The following is a 23,316-nucleotide window of genomic DNA, read 5'->3' as shown; positions in this document are numbered from 1 at the left end:
GGCAGGGACAAAGGAAGACCCCGCCTGGAGCAGGCAAATCCCGTTGCTGGCGCGCGGACGCAAAAAGAATGGCGCATAAGCCAATAGCATCTTGCAAAGTCACGATTTAGAAAGCCTCTGGACTCTCCGAGGCGATCCGGGAAGACTGAGGTCTTGGAAGAGTGTGGGCATGCGATTTTGGGGCTTCCGCCTTCAAAATTCGATGCTAAAGTTATACCAATTGGTAAAAAAATGGACTCCCGGACTGCGGCTTCAATCGAGCCGCCGAACCAGGGCCAACAGGGGATAACAGGGCCGTTATGAGCGATATTGCCATCGAACTGAGGGGCATAGACAAGAGCTTTGGCCTTGTTCACGCCAACAGGAACATCAACCTGACCGTTCGCAAGGGAACGATCCACGGCATTATCGGCGAAAACGGTGCCGGAAAATCGACCCTGATGTCGATCCTTTACGGCTTCTACCAGGCCGACAAAGGCGAGATTGTCGTCGACGGCAAGACAGTGACGATCAAGGACCCGAACGCGGCGATTGCCAGCGGCATCGGCATGGTGCACCAGCATTTCATGCTGGTCGAGAACTTCACCGTGCTCGAAAACGTCATGCTGGGCGCCGAAGACAGCCAGATCCTCAACACCAGCATTGCCAAGGCGCGGGTCGAGCTGAAGCGGCTGGAAAGGGAATATGCGCTCGAGGTCGATCCGGATGCGCTGATCGAAGAACTGCCTGTCGGCCTGCAGCAGCGCGTCGAAATCCTGAAAGCGCTGTACCGCAAGGCCGATATCCTCATTCTTGACGAGCCGACGGGGGTTCTGACGCCCGCCGAAGCCGATCATCTGTTTCGCATTCTCGGGCAGTTGAAGGACCAGGGAAAGACCATCATCCTCATCACCCACAAGCTGCGCGAGATCATGGCGATCACCGACGAGGTCTCCGTCATGCGTCGCGGCGAGATGGTGGCGACGCGGCCGACGGGGGAGACCTCGGTCGAGGAACTGGCCGAACTCATGGTCGGACGTCGGGTGCTGCTGCGCGTCGACAAGGGCGAAGCCAATCCGGGGGCGGTGAAATTCTCGGTCAAGAACCTGACGGTGCGCGACGGGCGCGGCGTGACCATGGTCGACAATGTCTCCTTCGACATCCGCGCCGGCGAAATCGTCGGAATTGCCGGCGTGGCCGGCAATGGCCAGTCGGAACTGCTGGAGACGATCTCGGGCATCCGCAAGGCTGTGTCCGGAAGCGTCGACCTCAACGGCACGCCGATCGACATGACCGGCAATGCCGATCCGCGCGACCTGCGCGACCGGGGTCTCGCCCATGTGCCGGAAGACCGTCACCATGTCGGACTCGTGCTGAAGTTCGAGGAGAGCGAAAATTCGATCCTCGGCTACCACCATGACAAGCGCTATCTGAACGGCGTCTTCCTCAACATGGACGCGATCCGCGCCGATGCCGAGGAAAAGATCAAGAAATACGACATACGACCGCCGAACCCGAGACTGAGAACCGCGAATTTTTCCGGGGGCAACCAGCAGAAGATCGTGCTGGCGCGCGAGATGGAGCGCGGTCCTGATGTACTGATCATCGGCCAGCCGACCCGCGGCGTCGATGTCGGCGCCATCGAATTCATCCACAAGCGCATCATTGAAATGCGCGACCAGGGCAAGGCCGTGCTGCTCGTCTCGGTCGAACTCGACGAAATCCGCGCTTTGTCCGACCGTATTCTTGTGATGTTTGCCGGGCGTATCGTCGGCGAACGCGCGCCGGATGCGACCGAAGGAGAACTCGGCCTGCTGATGGCCGGTGTCGAAGATCGCAAGGAGGCGGCAGAATGAGCAATCCCTACGCAAAACTGCCGGGCTGGGCCGAATACGGCCTGATACCGCTGATCAACCTCGTGGTCGCCTTCATGGTTGCCGGCCTTGTCGTCCTGCTGGTGGGTGAAAACCCGCTGGATGCCGCCTATCACATGATCAACGGCGCCTTCGGTCGCGGCGAATATATCGGCTTCACGCTCTACTATGCGACAACCTTCATCTTTACCGGCCTGTCGGTCGCCGTCGCCTTCCATGCCGGCCTGTTCAACATCGGCAGTGAAGGCCAGGCCTATATCGGTGGCATCGGGGTGGCGCTTGCCTGCCTCTGGCTCGACCAGACGATGCCCTGGTACATCGTCTTCCCGATCGCCATGTTCGGCTCCATCCTGTTCGGCGCGCTCTGGGCCTTCCTGCCCGGCTGGCTGCAGGCCAAGCGCGGCAGCCACATCGTCATCACCACGATCATGTTCAACTTCATCGCCTCGAGCCTGATGGTCTATCTGCTGACCCGCGTCTTGAAGCCTCTGGGCTCGATGGCGCCGCAGACCCGGACCTTTGCCGAGGGCGGGCAATTGCCGAAGCTCGACTGGCTGCTGGCGATCTTCGGCCTCGACATCGGCAATGCGCCGTTCAACATTTCCTTTCTTCTGGCGCTGATCGCCGCGTTTGGCGTCTGGGTTCTGATCTGGCGCACCAAGCTCGGCTACGAGATGCGCACCATGGGCCACAGTCCGTCGGCAGCGCGTTATGCCGGCATCAGCGAAACGCGCATCATCATCGTCGTCATGATGATCTCCGGCGGTCTCGCCGGGATGATGGCGCTCAATCCGATCATGGGCGAACAGTTTCGCATGCAGCTGGATTTCGTGCAGGGCGCCGGTTTCGTCGGCATTGCGGTGGCGCTGATGGGCCGCTCGCATCCGGCCGGCATCATCCCGGCGGCGATCCTGTTCGGCATGCTCTACCAGGGGGGCGCGGAAATCGCCTTCGAAATGCCGGCGATCTCGCGCGACATGATCGTCATCATCCAGGGTCTCGTCATCCTGTTTGCCGGCGCGCTTGAAAACATGTTCCGGCCGGCGATCGGCCGGGGATTTGCCAGCTTCGGGCAGCGTTTCCCCGTTGCGGCCCAGAAGGGAGCCTGAACCATGGATTTCTTCCAAACCCTCATGGCACTTCTGGAATCGACGATCCGCGTCTCTGTGCCGCTGATCTTCGCAGCGCTTGCCGGTCTCTTCACCGAGCGGGCCGGCGTGTTCGACATCGGCCTTGAAGGCAAGATGCTGGGCGCCGCCTTCGCAGCCGGTGCGGTTGCTGCCGTGACCGGCTCGGTCGGGGCCGGACTGCTGGCTGCGGTGCTGATCTCCGTGCTTCTGTCGCTCGTGCACGGCTTTGCATCGATCACCCAGCGCGGCAGCCAGATCGTGTCCGGCGTGGCCATCAATTTCATCGTTGCGGGATCGACTGTCATTCTGGGCGAGGCCTGGTTCCGGCAGGGCGGTCGCACGCCGGCGCTTTCCGGCGACGCACGCTTCCAGACGATCACCTTTCCATTTGCCGAGGAACTGCGCGGCGTACCGATCATCGGTCCAATCTATGCCGATCTTCTGTCCGGCCACTTTCTCCTGACCTATCTCGCCTTCGCCATGGTGCCGATCAGCTGGTGGATCCTCTACCGAACCCGGTTCGGTCTGCGTCTGCGTGCGGTCGGCGAAAACCCCGGTGCCGTCGACACCGCCGGGATCTCTGTGATCTGGATGCGCTACAAGGCCGTCATTTGCTGCGGCATTCTGTGCGGCTTTGCCGGCGCCTATCTGTCGTTGGCCATGAATGCCGGCTTCGTCAAGGGCATGACGGCGGGCAAGGGCTATATCGCGCTGGCCGCGCTGATCTTTGCCAAATGGCGGCCACTCAACATCATGCTGGCCTGCCTGCTGTTCGGTTTCCTCGATGCCTTCGCCATCCGGCTGCAGGGCAATCCGCTGCCGCTGATCGGCCAGGTTCCCGTCCAGCTGATGCAAGCCCTGCCCTATATCCTGACTGTCATCCTGCTTGCCGGCTTTATCGGCAAGGCCATTCCGCCCAAGGCGGGTGGCATCCCCTATGTGAAGGAACGCTAGACCATGGCAAACGATCTTTTCGAAGCGGCGCGTGACGCCATGGCGAAAGCGCATGCGCCCTATTCCAAATTTCCGGTCGGGGCGGCCATCCGTGCGGAGGACGGAAAGATCTATACCGGCGCCAATATCGAGAACCTGTCCTTTCCCGAGGGCTGGTGTGCCGAAACCACGGCCATCAGCCACATGGTCATGGCCGGACAGTACAAAATCATGGAAGTTGCGGTCATCGCAGAAAAGCTTGCGCTCTGTCCGCCCTGCGGCGGCTGCCGCCAGCGTCTGGCCGAATTTTCCGGTGCCAGCACGCGGATCTATCTGTGCGACGAAACCGGCGTGAAGAAGACCCTTGCTCTTTCGGATCTCCTGCCACACAGCTTTGAAACGGAAATGCTGGGGTAAAGCAAAAGAATCCGCTATGGAGAGGCGCGCTACGCGGCGCAGCCGTGGCCATTGGTCATGCAACTGACCGCGGCAGAGGGAGAAATCCCCACCGTCATCAATGGAACACCGATCATGACTGAAGCCACCAATCGCCAGATTGCCTCGCTGGCACTCACCCTTCTTGACCTTACCGATCTTTCGGAAACCTGCACCCCTGCCGATATCGACACGCTCTGCGCAGATGCGCGCACGCCTTATGGCCACACGGCAGCCATCTGCATCTGGCCGCGCTTCGTGCGTCAGGCACGCAGCATTCTGGGACCGGCAAGCCCGCTCCGGATCGCCACGGTGGTCAATTTCCCGGCAGGAAATCTGACGCTGGACGCCGTGGTGACGGAAACGCAGGACGCGGTCAGCGATGGGGCAGACGAAATCGATCTTGTCATTCCCTACCGCGCCTTGATGGCTGGCGATGAACAGGCGGTCCGCGAGATGATCGCCGCCGTCCGCGCGGCATGCCCGGCTCCGGTCCTGCTGAAGGCCATTCTGGAAACCGGGGAATTGAAGAGCCGCGATCTCATTCGCAGCGCTTCGCATATCGCCATTCGCGAAGGCGTTGACTTCATCAAGACATCGACCGGCAAAACCCCGGTCAACGCGACGCTCGAAGCCGCAGACATCATGCTGACCTGCATTCGTGAAAGTGGCCGCAAAATCGGCTTCAAACCGGCAGGCGGCGTGGGGACAGTCGCCGAAGCCCGTCTGTATATGAACCTTGCCAATACAATCATGGGCCCGGACTGGGTGATGCCCTCGACCTTCCGTTTCGGCGCCTCGTCCCTGCTCAAGGATATCCTGTCGATGATCGACGGCCGCGAATCGGCGGCCAAATCCGCGACGGCGTATTGAGCAATGATCCCGCAGGAAATCATCCGGCACAAACGAGACGGCCTGCCCCTCGACGAAGCGGCGATCGGCGCCTTCATCACCGGCCTCTCCAACGGCACCATCTCGGAGGGGCAGGTTGCCGCCTTTGCCATGGCCGTCTGGTTTTCCGGTATGAACCGTGACGAAACCGTCGCCCTGACGCTGGCCATGCGCGACAGCGGCGAGGTGCTGGACTGGAGCGATCTGGGGCGGCCGGTGGCCGACAAGCACTCGACCGGCGGCGTCGGCGACAATGTCTCGCTGATGCTGGCACCGATCGCGGCGGCCTGTGGTCTCGCCGTGCCGATGATTTCCGGACGCGGCCTCGGACACACCGGCGGCACGCTCGACAAGCTGGAATCGATCCCCGGCTACACCATCAATCCCTCGGCGGCCCTTTTCCGCCAAACGGTCCGCGACGCCGGCTGCGCCATCATCGGCCAGACGGCAAACCTCGCACCGGCCGACCGGCGCCTCTATGCCATCCGTGACGTAACTGCGACGGTGGATTCGCAGGCGCTGATCACAGCATCGATCCTGTCGAAGAAGCTGGCCGCCGGGCTCCAATCGCTTGTGCTCGACGTCAAGATCGGCAATGGCGCCTTCATGGCCAACATCAAAGAGGCGGAGGGCCTCGCCCGTTCGCTGGTCGATGTCGCCAATGGCGCGGGCGTGCGTACCACAGCGCTGATCACCGACATGAACGAGCCGCTGGCCGATGCCGCCGGCAATGCGCTCGAGATCGAGAGCTGCCTTGCCTTCCTGCGCGGCGAAAAGGCCGGCAGCCGGCTGGAAGCGGTTGTCATGTCCTTTGCCGTGGAAATGCTGATGACGGCCGGCATGGCGTCGAGCCCGACGGAAGGGCAGGATCTGGCGGCCCGCGCCCTGTCGAGCGGCAGTGCCATGGAGCATTTCGGCCGCATGGTCAGCCTGCTCGGCGGGCCGCAGGACTTTACCGAGCGCCCGCAAGCCTATCTGACGAAAGCGCCGGTAATGCTTCCTGTCGAGGCGTCGCAGGATGGATTTTTGAGCCTTGGCGATACGCGTGAAATCGGCATGGCGGTCATCGCGCTGGGCGGTGGGCGCACGCACCCGGACGAGGCGATCGACCATCGTGTCGGTTTTTCGCAGATCAAGCCGGTGGGCAGCCGGCTGACCAAGGGCGAACCGATCGCATTCGTGCACGCAGCAACGCAGGAGCAGGCCGAGGCTGCGCAGATGCGCCTTCTGGAGCTTTACGGGATCGAAGCGGACGAACCGGCGACAGGTCCGGTGATCCTGTCAAAGATTACCTGAACAGGTGAAGGGCGCCGCCCTCGACGCGATAGGATGACAGCTTGTTCATGAAGCTCATGCCGATCAGCGTTCCGGACAGGGCGGCATCCGGCAGCACCAGCGCATCGACGTTGCGCACCCCGATCGTTCCGATTTCCACCCTGTCGAGTGCCACAAAGGCGCCCTTGACGACGCCATTTGCCGTGCTGACAGCGGCGTTGTACTTCAAGCTGTTGACTGCGATGCCGAGCCTGCGGGCAGCCGACATGTTGATGGCGATCATGCTGGCGCCAGTGTCGACCAGACCGGTTTCACGGCGACCGTTGATCGAGAATGTGCCAAAGAAGTGTCCCTTGGGGTCGGCCGGAAGCCGGACACCCTTGCCGCTTGCGTATTTCGCGGTGCTGACGGGCGCTACCCTTGCAGCCGTCTCTGTGTTGCTTTTTGCGGGGCGGTCGAGATAGGTCGTCGCAAGGCCCGGCAGGGTCAGCGCGGCTACCGCAACAAAACCGGCAAATGTGAGCAGGCGGACAAACATGCAAAGCTCTCCCGAAAGGGCAGACAGACGAACCGCTGAAGCTAAGCACGAACCGGACTAACAGGATGCAAAAAGCCGCCGGATTAACCGGCGGCTTCAGAGGTAGTCTGAAAACTGGTTAAGGAACCGGAACTACTTGGTGCCATACATCCGGTCGCCAGCATCGCCGAGACCGGGCACGATGTAACCGCTCTCGTTCAGGTGGCTGTCGATCGAGGCGGTGAAAATCGGCACGTCCGGATGAACGGCGTGGAAATTGCGGATGCCTTCGGGCGCGGCCAGAAGGCAGAGGAACCGCAGATTGCGGGCGCCGCGCTCCTTCAGCTTGTCGATGGCGGCGATTGAGGAGTTGCCGGTCGCGAGCATCGGATCGACGACGATGACCAGGCGCTCAGACAGGCTTTCCGGGGCCTTGAAGTAGTATTCGACCGCTTCCAGGGTTTCATGATCGCGGTAGACGCCGACATGGGAGACACGCGCCGAGGGAACCAGTTCGAGCATGCCTTCGAGCAGGCCGTTGCCAGCGCGCAGGATGGACGCGAAAACCAGCTTCTTGCCTTCAAGCACCGGCGCCTGGATGGTCTGCATCGGCGTTTCGATGGTTTCCATCGTCAGTTCGAGATCGCGGGTCACCTCGTAGCAAAGCAGGGTCGAAATCTCGCGCAGCAGCCGGCGGAAGCCAGCCGTGGAGGTTTCCTTCTTGCGCATGATCGTCAGCTTGTGCTGAACCAGCGGGTGATTGATGACTGTGACGCCGTCCATGGCAAGAGCCTCCTGCGGAAATGGGATGTGATATCCTTTTTTCACGGAAAAGCCGGGGCCTGCAAGGGGCGTGCGCCGCTTTGCGACGTCATCCCCAGCCGGTCTTCTGTCAAAGTGCGGCGAGCAGGCGCGTCCGTGTCGGCTCGTCGACGAAGGCAGCCTCGATGGCCGTTCGGGTCATGCTGTCGATCTCGGCATCCGAGAAGCCCATGACTTGCGATGCGATCTCGTATTCCTGGAGGAGCGACGTGTGGAAGAACGGCGGATCGTCTGAATTCAGCGTCACCCGGCAGCCCGCATCCCGCAAAGCCCGCAGCGGGTGCGCTGCAAAATCCGGAAACACCTGAAGCGCGACATTGGAGCCCGGGCAGGTTTCCAGCACGACGCCTTCATCGGCTATGCGCTTGACCAGATCGACATCCTCTATGGCGCGCACGCCGTGGCTGATGCGGGACGGGCGGACATGATCGAGCGCATCGCGGACGCTGAAGGCGCCTGACAATTCGCCGGCATGGATGGTGAGGCCGAGGCCGGCATCGCGGGCAATATCGAAGGACCGCGTGAAGTCGGCAACACGGTGCATGCGTTCCTCGCCCGCAAGGTTGAAGCCCGTCACCAGCGGGTGCGCACGTTTTGCCGCATAAAGCGCAGTGCGCTCGGCGGCTTCCGGGCCCATGTGGCGGATGATGGTGATCAGCATGCGGCCTTCGATGCCGGTCTTTGCCCGGGCCGCCTCGATGCCGGCAGCAAGGCCGCGAAGATAGGCATCTGCGCCCAGCCCGATCGTATTGCCGTGGTCGGGAGAGACGATGATTTCGCTGTAGATCGTGCCGGCCGCCGCAAGTTCGGTGAGATAGGCCTCGGCCAGCAGCGCATAATCCTCTTCGGTGCGAAACAGGGATGCCACGGCATCATAGCATTTAACGAAACTGGTGAAATCCGTCCAGACATAGGCGCCATCCCGGATGATTTCGCTGACATCGAGACCGTATTTCCCGGCCTGCGCCAGCGCCAGTTCCGGCGGCGTCGCGCCTTCGATATGGCAGTGCAGTTCCGCTTTTTTCAGATGTCGCGTCACAGAAAACTTCTCCCATGCAGACCGGGTTCCAGCCCAAGATGTTTGGCAATGGTTTCGCCGATGGCAGCGAAACCCGGCAGGATGCCGATGGAGCGGGTGCGGATGTCCGGCCCGAAGACCAGCACGGGGATGCGCTCGCGGGTATGGTCGGTGCCACGCCAGGTCGGATCGCAGCCATGATCTGCCGTCAGGATAACGATATCGCCGGATTTGAGCTTGCGATCGAGATCCGGCAGGCGTCGATCAAAGGCCTCGAGTGCCGCCGCATAGCCTGCGACATCGCGGCGATGGCCGTAGAGCATGTCGAAATCGACGAAATTGGTGAAGACAAGATCGCCATCCGCGGCTTCGTCCATCACGGCAAGGCTGGCATCGAACAGTGCCTCGTTGCCATTGGCCTTGATGACCTTGCCGATCCCCTGATGCGCGAAGATATCGCCGATCTTGCCGATGGCATGCACGGTCCGGTTTGCCTTCGTCAGGCGATCAAGCAGTGTCGGCTCCGGCGGGAGCACGGAATAGTCGCGGCGATTGCCGGTGCGCACGAAGGTCTGCGGGGTCTGGCCGATGAACGGACGCGCGATCACCCGGCCGATATTGTAGTCGTCGAGCAGGCGCCGCACCACCTGGCAGAGTTCCAGCAGCCTTTCGAGACCGAAGGTGTGTTCATGGGCCGCGATCTGGAAGACGGAGTCCGAAGAGGTGTAGCAGATCGGCTTGCCGCTCCACAGATGCTCTTCGCCGTGCCGGGCGATGATGTCGGTGCCCGACGCGTGGCAGTTTCCGAGGATCCCGGGCACGTTGCCTTCGCGGCATATGGCTTCGACCAATTCCTGCGGAAAAGCATCGCCCGCGGAAGGGAAGTAACCCCAATCGAACATGACAGGCGTTCCCGCGATTTCCCAGTGACCGGAGGGTGTATCCTTGCCGCGCGAGATTTCGCTGGCCGCGCCATAGAGACCGAACACCCGTTCGGGCAGCGCCATGCCGTCCGGCAGGCGACCGGTAGCGAGCCGCGCCGCGTGCAGCAGGCCAAGCGCCGACATGTTGGGAAGGCTCAAGGGGCCTTCGCGCAGGCCCCTTCGATCGGCAGCACCAGAAGCGCAGAATTCGGCAATATGGCCCAGCGTATCGGCGCCGTCATCACCAAAATCCAGCGCATCCGGTGCGCCGCCAATACCGAAGGAATCGAGAACGAAGAGAAATGCACGTGCCATGGTTCACCCGGAAAGCCGATATCGGTATCGTCATCGGCCGTGTTTCGGCTCGCGCGGAATCTGGCTGATCAATAGCGTGGCGGCTTGCGCATTGCAAACATCGAGAAAAAGACCGGGCGTTCGCTCAGGCGCCGCAATCGAGGCAGGTAATCTCCTCACCGATACGCTGGCGATAATAATAGGTTTTTTCAAGATTGATGGTCTGTGCCGTCGAGGACAGATTGGGGGCGAACAACAGCAACTCGTGAGGCACCAGCATTTCCGTGCGAACCACGAATGAATTCAGCGTCGAAAGTTCCTGGGGGATGGCAACGATCGAGGCGACGTCATAGGGTATGGTGCCCTTCTCATCCCTCGACCACATAACAACACCAACACCATCGGCCGTCACCTTGATACCGGTGATCTTCATGGAATAATTGCCCCCATAGGGCGCCATCACGCTGGCTGCAACATCGTTCATGCCGTCGAGGAACACCTTGTTGACCTCCGTCTGCTGCGTGACGATGTCGGCCACGGTGCTGGAAGCGCGGGCCACCTTGCGCGCGACATTGAAGCCAAGCGACAATTCGAACGCGCCGATATAGGTCATGATCAGAAGCGGCGCGATGATCGCAAACTCGACCGCGCCCGTGCCCCTGCGGTCACGGAAAAAAGCCCCGAGCATCGTCGATGCGGCCGAAATTCGGGTCAGTCTGTGACGCATGGCGATCATCATCGTCTCAAATCCTTGCAAACTCAGTAATTTTCACTCTTGAAGGCGGCGGTGGCGACCATGAGGTAATCGTTCGGCATGCTGCTGCCTGCCGGACGCAGGTTGGTGACATAGGGTCGAACCAGATCGGTCGTCACCGACCAGCGGTAATAGGCACGAACAATGTTGATGGTCGTCGGCCCGCCCGGTGCGTACTTGAAGCCTGACGTGTCGAGATCACCGCTCGGCAAATTGCCCACGCGCGGCACGGAAGCCGGGATATCGGAAAAGTTTGCGAAACTGCGCACGTCGATGAAGAGCTTGCTTGCAGTGTTCACCTCATCGCCACTGCAGGTCATGATGATCGAGATCTCATCACAGAACATCTGGCGGAATTCGGCTTCAGACTTGTCCGACGGCCTGCCCTGGCCAAACGTGATCTCCCCTGTCCGGATCTTGCGGGCCATTGTGTCTGTCGCACTGGTCAGGAGCTGTTCGCCGGTGAACGCGGCAAATGTTTCGAGCGATGCAAAGACGATGACAAAGAAAGGCAAAGCGAGAAGCGAGAATTCGATCGCCGAGGCGCCGCTTCGTTCCTTGAAAAACCGGCGAAACAGGCCTTTGCCGCGGCGCGTCGAATTCGACGTCAAAGCGCTTGCCGGTCTTTCTTCTTTTCGCTTGTCGATCATCTCGTAATTCCACCCGTCATCACATGATGATGAAGTCTAGGGAATGACTGTTGATATTTCGTATGCAAGCACGGTTGGTATTTTAGAAGACTGACTCATCGATTGCTAAGGATCGGGAGGGCTTGATCACGGCGCGGCGGCGGCAGCCTTTGTGTGAACTTCACAGTTTGGCGTGCAGGACAGAACGGACCGGTTGGTTTGGCGGAAGACACGCACCGTATTTCCCTCATCGATGGAAACGAGCAAACGTTCATCGACGATTGCATTGCCGTCCGCATCAAGAATGACCAGATTGGTCGTTCCGAAACTGCGCCCGGTCAAAACAATGGTCCGCGCATCCGCGACTGTTGCGTCGGCAACCGCAGAGTTTCCGATGATCACCTTGCTGACGGGACGGTCGAGTTTCAGCACGCGGGCGTGGTCCATATAGACGCGCATCATTTCCTCGGCCGCGCTGGCCGCCACCGGAACGAGCTGTGACAGGCCTGCCATGGCAAGCGCCAGCAAACGAAGGCCTGTGGCTGTGGTGTGCGGAATCATGACGTTTTTCCCTGAAGACACTGAGTTCGTCCAGCATCCACTGGTTTGGTGAATGAAGCATTAATGCCAGGGCTTGATGAGAAGAGCCCCGGACTGTGACCGGTGGCAACGCGTGTCTTCACAGGCGAACACAGGCTGGTGCGGCCCCGGCGTTTATTAGCAATCCGTTCACCACAGAAAAGGGAGTGTGACATTAACCTCCTGGTAACCGGGTTCCTTAAGCGGATTGAAATTCGCCCTGTGTAGGTTTGCCGTCATCCGATCAACGGAAACAGTTGGCGGAAGTGCTGAACAACAATCGAATTAGGAGAATTCGCATGACCAAGATTTTCGCTCGTTTCCTCAAGGACGAATCCGGCGCGACTGCAATCGAATACGGCCTGATCGCCGCCCTTATCTCGGTTGCCCTGATCACTGGCGCGACGAGCCTCGGTGGCGCGCTGAACACGCAGTTCACCAACCTGGGCACCAAGCTGACGCTGAAATAGTCGCTCGCGGCACTTGCCTCGCGCTGATCGAAGGCTGCTCCTGGCAACAGGGCAGCTTTCGTCGTTCTGAGAGACCTGCGTCCGTTCCCGTTTGGGAACAGGATGTGCGAGCCCCTACTGGGTGTTCGGTAAGAAGTCGCAGTGAAATTGACGCATCCGATCAACGGAGACCGTTGGCGGACGTGCTGAACAACAACCGAAATAGGAGAGTTCGTATGCCCAAGATTTTCGCTCGTTTCCTCAAGGACGATTCCGGCGCGACTGCAATCGAATACGGCCTGATCGCCGCCCTCATCTCCGTTGCCCTGATCACCGGAGCGACGACGCTCGGCGGCGCGCTGAACACGCAATTCACCAATCTGGGTGGCCAGTTGACGCTGAAATAATCGCTCGCGGAATATGCTCCGCGCTGATCAAAGGCTGCTCCTGGCAACAGGGCAGCCGTTGTCATTGTGAATGACCTACGTCCGTTCGTGTTTAGGAATAGAGTGCGCGAGCTCCTGTTGGGTGTTCGGTAACGAAGTCGCAGTAGGATTGCCGTGCCGACTGCAAACCGATGGAGACACTCTTGGCCGACGCCGCAATTTTTGTGATACTTCCGCTCTGCCTGGCGATCTCGGCTTTTTCCGATCTCTTCACGATGACGATACCCAATCGCGCGTCCGCCATCATTCTGGGTACGTTCATCCTGGTCGCGCCTTTGGCAGGACTGAGCTTGACCATGATCGGATTGCATCTGGTCGCAGGTTTGATCGTTTTTGCCGTTTGCTTCACGCTGTTTGCGTTCAATGTCATGGGTGGCGGCGATGCAAAACTTCTAACGGCAAGTTCGGTATGGTTCGGCTTGAACAGTTCGCTCCCGGAGTTCCTCATTTACGTCTCCTTTTTCGGCGGTGTCCTTACGCTGCTTATTCTGGCAATGCGCAGTCAGGAAAATACCATTCTTGCGTCAGGCTTCCCGGTGCCGCAAGCGCTGTTCACAGCGAAGAAGATTCCGTATGGCATCGCCATCGGTATTGGCGGATTTCTAGCCTATCCTTCCTCGCCATTGATGTTGCACGCGCTCACGCGGGTTCATTGATTTCTTTGCGTTCGCTGATGCGCGCGAAGACTATATAAAGCGCTTTAAATGCTGGTTCTCAGAGCAAAGCATTTGTTAACCACAATCGTAAGCGCGTTGTTAACCATAATTACACCAATTCCTGATCATTCTGCACCGAGACGAATCTCGGGACGCAGGAAGAATCATGAAACCGGTACGCGTTATCATTCTGGCAGTGGCTGTCGTGTCCGCGGGGTTGGCCGGATTCCTGGCGCTGAACCTGACCAGCGGCCGTCAGGTCATCCAGATGTCGGAGCCCGTCGTTGAACAGGCGCCGTCCGTCAATGTGCTGGTTGCATCCCAGAGCCTGCCTGTCGGATCGAGGCTGAGCGCTGATTCGATCCGCTGGATGGCATGGCCGAAGGATGGCGTGGTCGAAGGACTGATAACCGAAGAGCTTCGTCCGAATGCTGTGACCGAACTCGCCGGCGTTGTCGTCCGCCTTCCGATCTTCAATGGCGAGCCTGTCCGTCAGGAGAAAATCGCCGATTCCTCAAGCCAGATCCTGTCCTCGCTCCTGCCGGCCGGAAAACGCGCCGTGGCAACCGAAATCACGGTTGCAACCGGCGCCGGCGGCTTCATCCTGCCCAATGACCGCGTCGACGTGATCATGGTCCGCAAGTCGGAAGGCGAATCTTTCCTGACGGAGACAGTGCTCAGCAATGTCCGCGTCCTCGCCATCGACCAGCAGATCGAAGAAAAGGCAGAAGGCGGCAAGTCGGTTCTCGGCACCACAGCGACGCTGGAACTGACGCCGGACCAGGCCAAGGTGATCACTGTTGCACAGCAGATGGCCGAGCGCCTTTCGCTGGCACTGCGCAGCGTTGCCGATGCGCAGGAACCGGACACGACGGCTGCGGACTATCTGCTCAGCGGCGACGGCATACCGACCATTCAGGTCATCAAATCGGGCTCGATCGTCAAGAATGACGGCGGTTCGATGAACGCAACCCAGCAACAGTGAATGAGCGGGAGCTGAACGTGAACCGGATCGGAAACAAACTTCGGGCTTCTGTCGCTGGCGGATTGTCTTTCTGCCTTGCATTCGCAGGCTTGCCCGCGCAGATGGCACCGAGCTTCGCCACGATTGCCGTGGCCGAGGCAGCCTCGTCATCGATCGTGCGGATCACCCAGGGCGGTGCTGGGGTCAAGAAGACCGTCAAGCTTGGCCTCAACAAGGCTGTTGTCGTTGACCTGCCATCGGATGCCCATGACATTCTTGTCGCCGATCCGGAACTTGCCGACGCCGTGACACGCACGTCGCGCCGCATCTACCTGTTCGGCAAGACGGTCGGCCAGACGAACATCTTCATCTTTGGCCCGAACGGCGAGGAAATCGTCAGCATCGATCTGGAAATCGAGCGGGACATCTCCGGCCTGGAGACCAATCTGCGCCGGTTCCTGCCCGATTCCGACATCAAGGTCGAGATCATCTCCGACAACATCGTGCTGACCGGTTCCGTGCGGACGCCGCAGGACGCGTCGCAGGCCGCCAATCTTGCTGAAATCTTTCTCAAGGGCGGTGAGGCGACAACCCGCAACATCACCGCACAAGGCACGAACGGCGACGCGGATATTTTTGCCGAACGGCGCCAGGTCTCCAAGATCGTCAATCTCCTGAAGATCGACGGCGAAGATCAGGTCACGCTGAAGGTCACGGTCGCCGAAGTCAGCCGCCAGGTTCTCAAGCAGCTCGGCTTCAGCGGCTCGCTTCAGGGGTCCGGCAGCAGCAGCATCGGCTTCCGCAATCCGACCAATCTGGGCAATGCGATCGGCATTGGCGCCACGGCCCTTGCCAGTGGCTCGATCGGCAGCGTCAATATCGACAGCTACATCAATGCCATGGAACAGGCTGGCGTGATGCGTACGCTCGCCGAGCCAAGCCTGACTGCAATTTCCGGCGAGCAGGCGAAGTTCTTCGTCGGCGGCGACTTCCGCATCCCGAGCACCCAGGAAGTCGGCGAGGACGAGGATGGCAACAAGGAGGTCACGCGCGAGATCGAAACCGTCGAATACGGCATCGAGCTCAACTTCAAGCCCGTGGTTCTCGGTCCCGGCCGCATCAGCCTGCAGATCGAGACAAATGTCTCCGAGCCGACATGGGAAGGCTCCGCCGTCACCGGCAATGGCGACCGATCGATCCCGGGCGCGACCTACATGTCGATCCGCAAACGCGAGGCAACAACCAGCGTCGAACTTCCGTCCGGTGGTTCGATCGTGATTGCCGGCCTCGTTCAGGACAATATCCGACAGGCGATGTCCGGCCTTCCGGGACTTTCGAAAATCCCGATCTTCGGCACGCTGTTCCGCTCCAAGGACTTCATCCGCAATGAAACCGAACTGGTGATCATCGCCACGCCGTATCTTGTGCGTCCGGTGGCGCGCGGCGCGCTCTCGCGGCCAGACGACAATTTCAACGCCTCCAACGATGTCGCCAGCTACTTCCTCGGTGAGGTCAACCGAATCTACGGCCGCCGCGAAGGACAAGCTCCAACGGGGCAATATCACGGCAATGTCGGCTTCATCTACAAATAGGCGGAACACGGACATGAACGAACGCATCTTCCAGAGCCGCAGATCCGAAAGGCAAGCCACCATGCCGACCCCCTCCCGCGCCGACACGAAACGGGCCGACACGACCCGACTTGCGCGCAAGTTTGCGCTCGCCGTGGCGCTCACCGTATCGACCGTGGCGCTGACGGCCTGTGGCGCCAACCAGGATCGCCTATCGACCGGCGCCCTGCCCGACGACTACCGCACCCGGCATCCGATCATAATTGCCGAAGCCGAACACACGATCGACATTCCGATCGCCAGCGGCGATGTGCGCCTGCCGCAGGGCATGCGCGACGTGATCCGCGGCTTCGCATCCGATTATGCACGCTCGTCTTCCGGTGCCGTCCAGATGCTGCTGCCGAGCGGATCCTCAAATGCGCATGCGGCCCAGGCCGTGCGCCGTGAAATCCGTGGCCTCTTCGTTACCGCCGGCGTTCCGGCCACCCGTCTGTTCGAAACCAGCTATCAGGCGGGATCGCAGGGCGATGCGGCACCGATCCGGCTCAGCTACCACGCCATCACGGCAAAGACGGAGCCCTGCGGCAACTGGCCGACGGATCTGGTCAACAACACATCTGAGAACCGCAACTACGAGAATTTTGGCTGCGCCAGCCAATCGAACCTTGCTGCACAGATCGCCAACCCCGCAGACCTGATCGCGCCCCGCAACATGTCGCCGATCGATGCGGCCCGTCGCGGACAGGTGATCAAGGACTACCGCAACCTCGACGGCGAGTGATTTCGACGCACCGTTACCCCCCAGGGACAAGCCCATGAGCACGATCGACTATAAAATCGAGACCGGAACCAGGGATACCGACGCGTCGCTCGATGCCATGCGGCCTGCCGAGGTCGAGCATCTTCGGCCGCTACCGCGCATCTCGGTTCATGCCTTCTGCGAAACCGAGGGCATGCAGCGGGTGATGGAGCGCTGCGGCCAGGACCGGCGCATGGCCAAGGTCAGCCTGCGGATCAACAGCGGCAGCATCGCGGCGGCGGCGAACATGTTTTCGACGGTTTCGACGCCAAACCTGATCATCCTGGAAACGGCGACGGAACCCCGTCTGCTGCTGGAGGAACTGGCCCCGCTGGCGTCCGTCTGCGATCCCAGCACAAAAGTCATCCTGATCGGTCGCTACAACGATATCCCGCTCTACCGCGAACTGATCCGCAACGGCATTTCGGAATATATCGTCGCGCCGGTCGGCATGCCCGACGTGATGGGCGCGATCGCCGCGATCTTCGTCGATCCGGAAGCCGAGCCGCTCGGCCGCAACATCGCTTTCATCGGCGCCAAGGGCGGCTGCGGCTCCTCGACGCTGGCGCACAATTGCGCCTGGGGCATCTCCAATCTGTTTTCGACGGAAGTCGTTCTGGCTGATCTCGACCTTCCCTTCGGAACAGCCAACATCAATTTCGACCAGGATCCGCCGCAGGGCATATCCGAGGCCGTGTTTGCGCCTGAACGTCTGGACGAGGTCTTCCTTGACCGTCTTTTGACGAAGTGCTCGGAGCACTTATCGCTGCTGGCAGCGCCGTCGATGCTCGACCGTGCCTATGATTTCGAAGCCGGCGCCTTTCAGCCGATCCTCGAGATCCTGCAGCGCAATGCGCCCGTTACGGTCCTTGATGTTCCCCATCTGTGGTCCGACTGGACCCGCTCTGTCCTGGCCGATGTCGACGAGGTGGTGATCACCGCCGTGCCGGATCTCGCCAACCTGCGCAATGCCAAGAACCTGTTCGACGTATTGAAGAAAATCCGCCCGAACGACAAGACACCGCATCTCGTGCTGAACCAGGTCGGCATGCCGAAGCGCCCCGAAATCGCCCCCAACGACTTCTGCGATTCGCTGGAGGTCACACCTGTGGCGATCATCCCTTTCGATGCAGTGCTGTTCGGCAATGCCGCCAATAGCGGTCGTATGATCGCGGAAATCGACAAGAAAGCCCCCGTCGCCGAAATCTTCTCGCAACTCGCCCATCTGGTGACGGGCCGGGCAACGACGAAGAAGGCCAAGAAGGGCGGGCTCGGCAAGATGCTCGGCATGCTCGCACGCAAGTAAACGCCTCTAGAACGAAAACCGGATTGAAAGCATGTTTGGGAAACGCGGAAACGAAGGCTTCGGCAAGAGCGGCACGGTCACCCCGACCGCGCCGTCGCCCATGCCGGCTGCAAGCGCCGTGATCGAGAGGCCGGCGGCAACGGCACCCGTTCTGGCCGATCCGGTACGGGAGGCTTCCGCAACTCCGGCGAGGCCACAGCCGTCACCACCCCCGGCGCGCAAGAAGACTGCGCGAACCGAAGATTATTACGACACGAAAAGCCAAGTTTTCTCGGCACTGATCGACACGATCGACCTATCACAGCTGGCAAAGCTCGATACTGAAAACGCGCGCGAAGAAATTCGCGACATTGTCAACGACATCATCACGATCAAGAATTTCGCGATGTCGATTTCCGAGCAGGAAGAACTGCTCGATGACATCTGCAACGATGTTCTGGGCTATGGCCCGCTAGAACCGCTGCTTGCGCGAGACGACATCGCCGACATCATGGTCAATGGTGCCGGGCAGACCTTTATCGAAGTCGGCGGCAAGACAATTGAATCGGAAGTGCGCTTCCGCGACAATGCGCAATTGCTGTCAATCTGCCAGCGCATCGTTTCCCAGGTGGGCCGCCGCGTCGACGAATCAAGCCCGATCTGCGACGCCCGCCTGCCCGACGGTTCGCGTGTCAACGTCATTGCACCACCGCTGGCCATCGACGGCACGGCGCTGACCATCCGCAAATTCAAGAAGGACAAGCTGAAGCTCGACCAGTTGGTCAAGTTCGGCGCGATCACGCCCGAAGGCGCTGTTCTCCTGCAGATCATCGGTCGCGTCCGCTGCAACATCGTCATTTCCGGCGGTACCGGCTCGGGAAAGACCACGCTGCTCAACTGCCTGACCGGCTATATCGACCTCGAGGAACGCGTCATCACCTGCGAGGACACGGCCGAACTGCAACTGCAGCAGCCGCATGTCGTGCGCCTCGAAACCCGCCCGCCGAACATCGAAGGCGAAGGCGAGATCACCATGCGCGATCTCATCAAGAACTGCCTGCGTATGCGGCCCGAACGCATCATCGTCGGCGAAGTCCGCGGACCCGAAGTCTTCGACCTTCTGCAGGCCATGAACACCGGCCACGACGGCTCGATGGGCACGATCCACGCCAACACGCCGCGCGAATGCCTGAGCCGCATGGAATCGATGATCGCCATGGGTGGCTTCACGCTGCCGGCCAAGACGGTGCGCGAAATCATTGCCGGATCGATCGACGTCATCATCCAGGCCGCGCGCCTGCGCGATGGATCGCGCCGCATCACCCACATCACCGAGGTGATCGGCATGGAAGGCGACGTGATCATCACGCAGGACCTGATGCGTTTCGAAATGGACGGCGAAGACGCCAACGGCAAGATCATCGGCCGCCACAAATCGACCGGGATCGGCCGCCCGCACTTCTGGGATCGCGCCCGCTATTTCAACGAGGACAAGCGGCTTGCCGCCACACTCGATGCCATGGAAAAGGACTGAGCGATCCCATGTTCGGAATAGACATCACCATTCTGGCTATCGTCGGTCTCGTCGCACTCGCAACGGCCGGGCTCGCCTATGGGGTCCTGTTCGCGCGCATTGAAACCGAAAAGAAGTCCGAAAGTCGGGTTCGCAAGGTCAAGTCCGCCGAGACAGACCGCGTGAAGATGAAGCAGTCGCGCGACCGCCTGAGCGAGATGTCGAAGCGACGCAAGTCGGTCCAGGATTCGCTCAAGGACCTGGAAAAGAAACAGCTGGAAAAAACCTCCCGTAAAACGCCTGCCATGAAGGTTCGGCTGGTGCAGGCCGGTCTTTCCGTTTCGGTAGCGAAGTTCTACATGATCAGCTTCGCGTTGGGCTTCGTGATCGCCTTTTTGGTCTTCATCGGCACGGGAAATCCGTTGGTCGCCGCAGGTGTTCTCATTGCCGGCGCCGCCGGTCTGCCCCGCTGGCTGATCAATTTCCTGGTCAAGCGGCGCGGCAAGAAATTCCTCGAGGAATTTCCCAACGCGCTCGATGTCATGGTGCGTTCAATCAAGTCTGGCCTGCCGCTCAACGACGCCATCCGGCTGATCGCCAATGATGGTCAGGAACCGGTCAAGGCGGAGTTCAAACGGGTGATCGAGGCCCAGCAGCTCGGGCTCAACATCCCCGAAGCCTGCGCCCGCATGATCAACGTCGTCCCCTTGCCCGAGGTAAACTTCTTCGCCATCGTCATTGCCATCCAGGCACAGGCCGGCGGCAATCTTTCGGAAGCCATCGGCAATCTGTCCAAGGTACTGCGCGAGCGCCGCAAGATGAAATCGAAGGTCCAGGCCTTGTCGATGGAAGCAAAGGCATCGGCCTGCATCATCGGCGCTCTGCCCTTCATCGTTGCCTTCCTCGTCTACATGACGTCGCCCGAATATATGATGATCCTGTTCACCGATCCCCGCGGTCACATGATCATGGGTGCTTCTGGAGTCTGGATGGGCATCGGGATCTGGGTGATGCGCAACATGATCAACTTCGACATTTGAAAGCGGTTCCGTCATGAGCGAAGGTCTTATCAGCACCCTGACCGATCCAAACGTCATCCTGGCGTTCCTCGTGTCGATCGCCGTTCTCGGCACATTCTATACGCTGGCGGCACCCATGTTCGAGAAGGGCAATCTCGACAAACGGATGAAATCGGTTGCCACGGAGCGTGAACTGATCCGGGCCCGCGAGCGCGCCCGGCTGAATACGGAAACCATGAGCAGCAAGGCTTCGTTGCGCGCACAAAACAATACCTCGGTCCGCCAGGTCGTCGACCGGCTCAACCTGAAACAGGCCCTGATGGATGAAAAGACGGTCAACCGTCTCAAATCAGCAGGCTACAGATCGCAGAATGCGCTGAACACCTTCCTGTTTGCGCGGTTCTGCCTGCCATTCATTTTCCTTGCGATCGGCGCCTTCTATATTTTCGGTCTCGACTATCTCGGCGACAAGCCGCTGCCGATCCGTATCCTGGCAACCATCACCTCCGCCTATCTCGGTTTTTACGCTCCGAACATCTTCATTTCCAATGCCGTTTCGAAACGCCAGCACTCGATCACGCGGGCATGGCCGGACGCACTCGACCTCTTGCTGATCTGCGTCGAGTCCGGCATTTCGATGGAAATCGCCATGAAGCGCGTGGCCGACGAAATCGCCGCTCAGTCGACAGCGCTGGCGGAAGAACTCGTGCTGACCACGGCAGAACTCTCCTTCCTGCCGGACCGTCGCGTCGCATTGGAAAATCTCGGCATCCGGACCGGGCTCGATTCAGTCAAGGCTGTCATGCAGGCGCTGATCCAGGCGGACCGCTACGGTACGCCCATCGCACAGGCGCTGCGCGTGCTCGCCCAGGAAAGCCGGGACCAGCGCATGAACGAAGCAGAAAAGAAGGCAGCCGCCTTGCCGCCGAAACTCACCGTGCCGATGATCCTGTTTTTCCTGCCGGTGCTGATCGCCGTCATTCTCGGCCCCGCCGGCATCCAGGTATCCGACAAGTTCTAATCCGGCGTCTCACCATGAAGGGAAATGGTGGCGCTGACGGGGCTTCGTGCTATGGCAGACATCCCGCAACCATCGCCGCTCCTGAACCTGCGACATTGTCGGTGTCGCGCCAGACGGCAATGCCGATAGCCCATCATGGAAACGATCATGACCAGTGAACAGACCCGCCTCACCCAGCTCGAGGAAACGGTTGCGCATCAGGCCAAGACGATCGAGGAGCTTTCCGACCAGTTGACCGAGCAGTGGACGGTGGTCGAACAGGTGCGGTCCAAGCTCGATCGCCTGACCGAGCGTTTTCTGACCCTTGAAGAGCAGAGCATCGAGGCGCCATCGAACGGACGCCCGCCGCATTACTGAAGCGGCGGAGCGCGAGTTCGCTTCGGGCAACAGCCGGCAAACCAAACGAAAATCGCCGGCCTCTGGAAGAGACCGGCGCCTGTATCAGCCGATATGATCGGCGATTGTCTTAGTAGGGGCAGGCTTCATCGGACATATAGTCGTGAACCTGAATGGTCCCGGCGATGATGTCGGCCTTGGCCTTGTCGACGGCAGCCGCCATTTCCGGTGTGATCAGCGCCTTGTTGTTGTCGTCGAGCGCATAGCCGACGCCATCTTCCTTGAGGCCGAGATTGGAAATGCCGAACGCATAGGTGTCATCCTTTGCGGACTTGAACGCGTCATAGACGGCAACATCGACGCGCTTCAGCATCGAGGTCAGAACCTTGCCCGGCTGCATCGCATTCTGGTTCGAATCCACGCCGATACCGAGCTTTCCGGCATCAGCTGCAGCCTGGAGAACACCGACGCCGGTGCCGCCAGCGGCGTGATAGACGACATCAGAACCCTGATCGATCTGCGACTTGGCGATTTCACCGCCCTTGACCGGATCATTCCATGCGTCAGGCGTCGTTCCGGTGAAGGCCTCGAGCACCTTGACATCAGCACCGGTCGACTTGGCGCCGCCGATATAACCACAGGAGAACTTGTGGATCAGCGGAATATCCATGCCGCCGACAAAGCTGACGGTCTTGGTCTTGGACGCCATGCCGGCGAGCAGACCGACGAGATAGGAGCCTTCCTGTTCCTTGAACACGACGGACTTCACGTTCGGCAGATCAACGACCATGTCGATAATTGCAAACTTGGTGTCCTTGTATTCCGGAGCGACCTTTTCAAGCGCCGCGGCCCAGGAGAAGCCGGCCATGACGATCGGATTGTTGCCGTCGCCGGCGAAGCGGCGGAGCGCCTGCTCGCGCTGCGCGTCGTTGGCGATTTCGAATTCACGATACTCAATGCCGCTTTCAGTCTTGAATTTCTCGGCGCCGTTGAAGGCTGCCTCATTGAAGGATTTGTCAAACTTGCCGCCCAGATCGTAGATGATCGCAGGCTTGATATCGGCAGCCAGCGCCGTGGCCGACATCATCGAAAAGGCAAGGAGACCGAGGAGGGTTTTTTTCATTGTGCAGCCCTGTTGTTGCTATTGATCTTGTTGGGTCCTCCCGCAAGCTCCTCTTCCGGGAGCGTGTCTGCGGTACCACCA

25 protein-coding genes are annotated in these 23,316 nt (G+C 60.2%); 17 read left to right on the top strand and 8 right to left on the bottom strand.

The genetic code is table 11. From position 1 onward, the window contains the following. Positions 1-299: 299 nt before the first annotated feature. From AX760_RS17350 to deoA, 6 genes are all read left to right on the top strand, one after another. Entirely contained in the window at positions 300-1,835 is a 1,536-nt protein-coding gene (locus tag AX760_RS17350; RefSeq protein WP_071834245.1) for an ABC transporter ATP-binding protein, read from the top strand. After that, positions 1,832-2,962: an ABC transporter permease gene (locus AX760_RS17345; RefSeq protein WP_071834244.1), complete on the top strand. Its 1,131-nt coding sequence runs from the start codon at positions 1,832-1,834 to the stop codon at positions 2,960-2,962. The genes AX760_RS17350 and AX760_RS17345 overlap by 4 nt, the downstream gene beginning before the upstream one ends. Positions 2,963-2,965: 3 nt before the next feature. Further along, positions 2,966-3,937, top strand: a complete 972-nt coding sequence (locus AX760_RS17340) for an ABC transporter permease (RefSeq protein ID WP_071834243.1) — start codon at positions 2,966-2,968, stop codon at positions 3,935-3,937. Between the two features lie 3 nt (positions 3,938-3,940). Further along, positions 3,941-4,333, top strand: coding sequence for a cytidine deaminase (locus tag AX760_RS17335; protein ID WP_071834242.1), 393 nt, complete (start codon positions 3,941-3,943; stop codon positions 4,331-4,333). Positions 4,334-4,447: 114 nt separating this feature from the next. Then, the gene (gene deoC, locus AX760_RS17330; protein WP_071834263.1) at positions 4,448-5,224 is read left to right on the top strand and encodes a deoxyribose-phosphate aldolase; all 777 of its coding nucleotides are present in this window, start codon (positions 4,448-4,450) and stop codon (positions 5,222-5,224) included. A 3-nt stretch (positions 5,225-5,227) separates the two neighbouring features. Beyond that, positions 5,228-6,538 (top strand): thymidine phosphorylase, encoded by a 1,311-nt coding sequence (gene deoA, locus AX760_RS17325; protein ID WP_071834241.1) that lies wholly within the window; start codon positions 5,228-5,230, stop codon positions 6,536-6,538. On the opposite strand, the gene AX760_RS17320 is transcribed toward deoA, so the two are convergent. From AX760_RS17320 to AX760_RS17290, 7 genes are all read right to left on the bottom strand, one after another. Beyond that, entirely contained in the window at positions 6,531-7,055 is a 525-nt protein-coding gene (locus tag AX760_RS17320; protein ID WP_071834240.1) for a TIGR02281 family clan AA aspartic protease, read from the bottom strand. The genes deoA and AX760_RS17320 overlap by 8 nt on opposite strands. A 132-nt stretch (positions 7,056-7,187) precedes the next feature. Continuing rightward, entirely contained in the window at positions 7,188-7,817 is a 630-nt protein-coding gene (gene upp / locus AX760_RS17315; RefSeq protein ID WP_071834239.1) for a uracil phosphoribosyltransferase, read from the bottom strand. A 109-nt stretch (positions 7,818-7,926) separates the two neighbouring features. Further along, positions 7,927-8,895: an adenosine deaminase gene (locus tag AX760_RS17310; protein ID WP_071834238.1), complete on the bottom strand. Its 969-nt coding sequence runs from the start codon at positions 8,893-8,895 to the stop codon at positions 7,927-7,929. Beyond that, positions 8,892-10,112 carry a phosphopentomutase gene (locus tag AX760_RS17305; protein ID WP_071834237.1) on the bottom strand — a complete coding sequence of 407 codons (1,221 nt, stop codon included), beginning with the start codon at positions 10,110-10,112 and terminating at the stop codon, positions 8,892-8,894. Before AX760_RS17305 ends, AX760_RS17310 begins: the two co-directional genes overlap by 4 nt. A 124-nt stretch (positions 10,113-10,236) precedes the next feature. Further along, entirely contained in the window at positions 10,237-10,830 is a 594-nt protein-coding gene (locus tag AX760_RS17300; RefSeq protein ID WP_083531224.1) for a TadE/TadG family type IV pilus assembly protein, read from the bottom strand. Between the two features lie 20 nt (positions 10,831-10,850). Next, a complete protein-coding gene (locus tag AX760_RS17295) occupies positions 10,851-11,495 on the bottom strand; it encodes a TadE/TadG family type IV pilus assembly protein (RefSeq protein ID WP_087149289.1) in 645 nt (214 codons plus the stop codon). Between the two features lie 126 nt (positions 11,496-11,621). Next, complete coding sequence (locus AX760_RS17290; protein ID WP_245295048.1) at positions 11,622-11,987, bottom strand: pilus assembly protein N-terminal domain-containing protein; 366 nt, start codon at positions 11,985-11,987, stop codon at positions 11,622-11,624. A 365-nt stretch (positions 11,988-12,352) separates the two neighbouring features. Here AX760_RS17290 and AX760_RS17285 point away from each other — a divergent pair, with 365 nt between their 5' ends. The 11 genes from AX760_RS17285 (at position 12,353) to AX760_RS17235 (ending at position 22,133) form a co-directional block, all read left to right on the top strand. Beyond that, positions 12,353-12,523, top strand: a complete 171-nt coding sequence (locus AX760_RS17285; RefSeq protein ID WP_071834235.1) for a Flp family type IVb pilin — start codon at positions 12,353-12,355, stop codon at positions 12,521-12,523. A gap of 215 nt (positions 12,524-12,738) precedes the next feature. Further along, entirely contained in the window at positions 12,739-12,909 is a 171-nt protein-coding gene (locus tag AX760_RS17280; protein WP_071834234.1) for a Flp family type IVb pilin, read from the top strand. 182 nt (positions 12,910-13,091) lie between these two features. Beyond that, positions 13,092-13,604, top strand: coding sequence for an A24 family peptidase (locus tag AX760_RS17275; protein WP_087149290.1), 513 nt, complete (start codon positions 13,092-13,094; stop codon positions 13,602-13,604). A gap of 166 nt (positions 13,605-13,770) precedes the next feature. After that, positions 13,771-14,589 (top strand): Flp pilus assembly protein CpaB, encoded by an 819-nt coding sequence (gene cpaB / locus AX760_RS17270; RefSeq protein ID WP_071834232.1) that lies wholly within the window; start codon positions 13,771-13,773, stop codon positions 14,587-14,589. A gap of 17 nt (positions 14,590-14,606) precedes the next feature. After that, positions 14,607-16,160 carry a type II and III secretion system protein family protein gene (locus tag AX760_RS17265; RefSeq protein WP_071834260.1) on the top strand — a complete coding sequence of 518 codons (1,554 nt, stop codon included), beginning with the start codon at positions 14,607-14,609 and terminating at the stop codon, positions 16,158-16,160. Positions 16,161-16,173: 13 nt separating this feature from the next. Continuing rightward, on the top strand, positions 16,174-16,920 hold the full coding sequence (locus tag AX760_RS17260; protein ID WP_083531222.1) for a CpaD family pilus assembly protein: 747 nt from the start codon (positions 16,174-16,176) through the stop codon (positions 16,918-16,920). A gap of 34 nt (positions 16,921-16,954) precedes the next feature. Then, on the top strand, positions 16,955-18,244 hold the full coding sequence (locus tag AX760_RS17255) for a CpaE/TadZ family protein (RefSeq protein ID WP_071834231.1): 1,290 nt from the start codon (positions 16,955-16,957) through the stop codon (positions 18,242-18,244). 31 nt (positions 18,245-18,275) lie between these two features. Then, positions 18,276-19,757, top strand: a complete 1,482-nt coding sequence (locus AX760_RS17250) for a TadA family conjugal transfer-associated ATPase (RefSeq protein ID WP_071834230.1) — start codon at positions 18,276-18,278, stop codon at positions 19,755-19,757. A gap of 8 nt (positions 19,758-19,765) precedes the next feature. Beyond that, the gene (locus tag AX760_RS17245; protein ID WP_071834229.1) at positions 19,766-20,776 is read left to right on the top strand and encodes a type II secretion system F family protein; all 1,011 of its coding nucleotides are present in this window, start codon (positions 19,766-19,768) and stop codon (positions 20,774-20,776) included. Positions 20,777-20,789: 13 nt separating this feature from the next. Continuing rightward, positions 20,790-21,776, top strand: coding sequence for a type II secretion system F family protein (locus AX760_RS17240; protein ID WP_071834228.1), 987 nt, complete (start codon positions 20,790-20,792; stop codon positions 21,774-21,776). A gap of 147 nt (positions 21,777-21,923) precedes the next feature. Then, positions 21,924-22,133, top strand: coding sequence for a SlyX family protein (locus tag AX760_RS17235; RefSeq protein ID WP_071834258.1), 210 nt, complete (start codon positions 21,924-21,926; stop codon positions 22,131-22,133). A 109-nt stretch (positions 22,134-22,242) separates the two neighbouring features. On the opposite strand, the gene AX760_RS17230 is transcribed toward AX760_RS17235, so the two are convergent. Beyond that, positions 22,243-23,235 (bottom strand): BMP family lipoprotein, encoded by a 993-nt coding sequence (locus AX760_RS17230; protein WP_071834227.1) that lies wholly within the window; start codon positions 23,233-23,235, stop codon positions 22,243-22,245. Between the last annotated feature and the right edge of the window lie 81 nt (positions 23,236-23,316).

This window comes from Pararhizobium antarcticum, from assembly GCF_001885585.1.
In the GTDB taxonomy this organism is placed as follows: domain Bacteria; phylum Pseudomonadota; class Alphaproteobacteria; order Rhizobiales; family Rhizobiaceae; genus Pararhizobium; species Pararhizobium antarcticum.
Note: the sequence above shows the minus strand (reverse complement) of the source record. Positions and strands in the feature narration are given on the sequence as shown.

Excerpts from the sequence above, each read along its gene's own strand:
- AX760_RS17350 (WP_071834245.1), top strand. The coding sequence starts at position 300 with ATGAGCGATATTGCCATCGAACTGAGGGGCATAGACAAGAGCTTTGGC.
- AX760_RS17340 (WP_071834243.1), top strand. The coding sequence starts at position 2,966 with ATGGATTTCTTCCAAACCCTCATGGCACTTCTGGAATCGACGATCCGC.
- AX760_RS17280 (WP_071834234.1), top strand. The coding sequence starts at position 12,739 with ATGCCCAAGATTTTCGCTCGTTTCCTCAAGGACGATTCCGGCGCGACT.
- cpaB (WP_071834232.1), top strand. The coding sequence starts at position 13,771 with ATGAAACCGGTACGCGTTATCATTCTGGCAGTGGCTGTCGTGTCCGCG.
- AX760_RS17305 (WP_071834237.1), bottom strand. The coding sequence starts at position 10,112 with ATGGCACGTGCATTTCTCTTCGTTCTCGATTCCTTCGGTATTGGCGGC.
- AX760_RS17240 (WP_071834228.1), top strand. The coding sequence starts at position 20,790 with ATGAGCGAAGGTCTTATCAGCACCCTGACCGATCCAAACGTCATCCTG.
- AX760_RS17285 (WP_071834235.1), top strand. The coding sequence starts at position 12,353 with ATGACCAAGATTTTCGCTCGTTTCCTCAAGGACGAATCCGGCGCGACT.
- deoC (WP_071834263.1), top strand. The coding sequence starts at position 4,448 with ATGACTGAAGCCACCAATCGCCAGATTGCCTCGCTGGCACTCACCCTT.
- AX760_RS17245 (WP_071834229.1), top strand. The coding sequence starts at position 19,766 with ATGTTCGGAATAGACATCACCATTCTGGCTATCGTCGGTCTCGTCGCA.
- AX760_RS17335 (WP_071834242.1), top strand. The coding sequence starts at position 3,941 with ATGGCAAACGATCTTTTCGAAGCGGCGCGTGACGCCATGGCGAAAGCG.
- upp (WP_071834239.1), bottom strand. The coding sequence starts at position 7,817 with ATGGACGGCGTCACAGTCATCAATCACCCGCTGGTTCAGCACAAGCTG.
- AX760_RS17255 (WP_071834231.1), top strand. The coding sequence starts at position 16,955 with ATGAGCACGATCGACTATAAAATCGAGACCGGAACCAGGGATACCGAC.
- AX760_RS17250 (WP_071834230.1), top strand. The coding sequence starts at position 18,276 with ATGTTTGGGAAACGCGGAAACGAAGGCTTCGGCAAGAGCGGCACGGTC.
- deoA (WP_071834241.1), top strand. The coding sequence starts at position 5,228 with ATGATCCCGCAGGAAATCATCCGGCACAAACGAGACGGCCTGCCCCTC.
- AX760_RS17235 (WP_071834258.1), top strand. The coding sequence starts at position 21,924 with ATGACCAGTGAACAGACCCGCCTCACCCAGCTCGAGGAAACGGTTGCG.
- AX760_RS17300 (WP_083531224.1), bottom strand. The coding sequence starts at position 10,830 with ATGATGATCGCCATGCGTCACAGACTGACCCGAATTTCGGCCGCATCG.
- AX760_RS17320 (WP_071834240.1), bottom strand. The coding sequence starts at position 7,055 with ATGTTTGTCCGCCTGCTCACATTTGCCGGTTTTGTTGCGGTAGCCGCG.
- AX760_RS17290 (WP_245295048.1), bottom strand. The coding sequence starts at position 11,987 with ATGGCAGGCCTGTCACAGCTCGTTCCGGTGGCGGCCAGCGCGGCCGAG.
- AX760_RS17260 (WP_083531222.1), top strand. The coding sequence starts at position 16,174 with ATGAACGAACGCATCTTCCAGAGCCGCAGATCCGAAAGGCAAGCCACC.
- AX760_RS17295 (WP_087149289.1), bottom strand. The coding sequence starts at position 11,495 with ATGATCGACAAGCGAAAAGAAGAAAGACCGGCAAGCGCTTTGACGTCG.
- AX760_RS17345 (WP_071834244.1), top strand. The coding sequence starts at position 1,832 with ATGAGCAATCCCTACGCAAAACTGCCGGGCTGGGCCGAATACGGCCTG.
- AX760_RS17230 (WP_071834227.1), bottom strand. The coding sequence starts at position 23,235 with ATGAAAAAAACCCTCCTCGGTCTCCTTGCCTTTTCGATGATGTCGGCC.